This window comes from Polaromonas sp., from assembly GCF_036676035.1.
Taxonomy (GTDB): domain Bacteria; phylum Pseudomonadota; class Gammaproteobacteria; order Burkholderiales; family Burkholderiaceae_C; genus Polaromonas.
This window is the reverse complement of record NZ_JAKFDR010000063.1, coordinates 1-1,838: the sequence shown is the minus strand read 5'-3', so window position 1 is coordinate 1,838 and position 1,838 is coordinate 1. Positions and strand designations below refer to the sequence as shown.

The window sequence follows — 1,838 nt, the reverse complement described above, 5'->3', positions numbered from 1 at the left end:
GGCCCGGGTTCAGAGCGACCTGGGCTTTCGGGTGTCAGGTAAGGTTTTGCAGCGGCACGTGGATACCGGACAAACGGTCAAGCGCGGCCAGGTACTGCTGCGCCTCGACCCCGTCGACCTGAAGCTCGCCGCCCATGCGCAGCGCGAAGCGGTCGCCGCCGCGCGAGCGCGGGCGCAGCAGGCCAGTGATGACGAAGCCCGCTATCGCGCCTTGCGCGGCACCGGCGCGGTATCGGCCTCTGCCTACGATCAGTACAAAGCGGCGGCGGATACGGCCAGGGCCCAACTCAGCGCGACCGAGGCCCAGGCCGAGGTCGCCCGCAATGCGACGCGCTATGCCGAGTTGTTGGCCGATGCCGATGGCATCGTCATGGAAACGCTGGTCGAGCCTGGCCAGGTCGTCAGTGCCGGGCAGCCCGTGGTGCGGCTGGCGCATGCCGGGCCACGGGAAGCCGTTGTCCAGTTGCCGGAAACCCTGCGCCCGGCGATTGGTTCTGCCGCCCAGGCCATGCTCTTCGGTAATGGCGTCGTGGCCGTCCCGGCCAAACTGCGGCAGCTCTCAGATGTCGCGGATAGCCGGACCCGCACCTTCGAAGCACGCTATGTGCTGGAAGGCGAACTGGCCAGCGCACCGCTGGGCACCACCATCACCTTGCAGATAGCCAATGGGCAGGCGCATGGGTCAAACGGCCTGCAAGTGCCGATCGGCGCCCTGTACGACGCGGGCAAGGGGCCGGGGGTCTGGGTCATTCAAGGTGACCCGGCGCAGGTGTCCTGGCAACCGGTTGTGGTGCAGCACCTGAATGACGAACACGCGCTTATCACCGGCACGCTCAAGCAAGGTGAGCAGATCGCTGCGCTCGGCGTGCACCTGCTGCGCGAAGGTCAGCAGGTGCGGGTGGCTGGCCAACCTGCAGTCGCGGCAGTCGAGGGAGTCCGCCCATGAGCGAGAGCCCTTTCAACCTGTCGGCGCTCGCCGTACGCGAGCGCTCCATCACCCTGTTTATGGTTTGCCTGATCACGCTGGCGGGGCTCGTCGCCTTCTTCAAGCTGGGCCGGGCGGAAGATCCGGCCTTCACGCTCAAGGTGATGACCATCGTGACCGCCTGGCCTGGTGCCACGCCCCAGGAGATGCAGGACCAGGTCGCCGAGAAGATCGAAAAACGCCTGCAGGAACTGCGCTGGTACGACCGTAGCGAGACCTACACCAGGCCCGGGCTGGCCTTCACGACGTTGAGCCTGCTCGATACCACGCCGCCTGCGCAGGTGCCGGAGGAGTTTTATCAAGCGCGCAAGAAGATCAGCGACGAGGCGAAGACGCTGCCGGCCGGCGTGATCGGCCCGATGGTCAACGACGAATACTCGGATGTGACCTTTGCCCTGTTTGCGCTCAAGGCCAAGGGTGAGCCACAGCGTTTGCTGGTGCGCGACGCGGATACGCTGCGCCAGCGACTGTTGCATGTGCCGGGGGTGAAGAAGGTCAACATCATCGGCGAGCAGGCCGAGCGTATCTTTGTCGAGTTCTCCCACGAGCGCCTGGCCACCCTGGGTATCGGCCCGCAGGAGGTGTTCGCCGCGCTCAATGGGCAGAACGTCCTGACGCCGGCGGGCTCCGTGGAAACCAAGGGGCCGCAGGTGTTCCTGCGCCTGGACGGTGCCTTCGATGAGCTGCAGAAGATCCGCGACACGCCGGTGGTGGCGCAAGGCCGTACGCTGAAACTGTCGGATGTCGCCACGGTCAAGCGCGGCTATGAAGACCCGGCGACCTTCCTGATCCGCAATGGCGGTGAACCGGCCTTGTTGCTGGGCATCGTCATGCGCGAAGGTTGGAACGGCCT

At 65.9% G+C, this 1,838-nt stretch carries 2 protein-coding genes; both read left to right on the top strand.

Annotation, left to right across the window (positions count from 1 at the left end):
• A partial coding sequence (locus V6M61_RS10550; RefSeq protein WP_332776529.1) for an efflux RND transporter periplasmic adaptor subunit occupies window positions 1-946 on the top strand: 946 nt, incomplete at its 5' end.
• A partial coding sequence (locus tag V6M61_RS10545; protein WP_332776528.1) for an efflux RND transporter permease subunit occupies window positions 943-1,838 on the top strand: 896 nt, incomplete at its 3' end. The genes V6M61_RS10550 and V6M61_RS10545, both read left to right, overlap by 4 nt.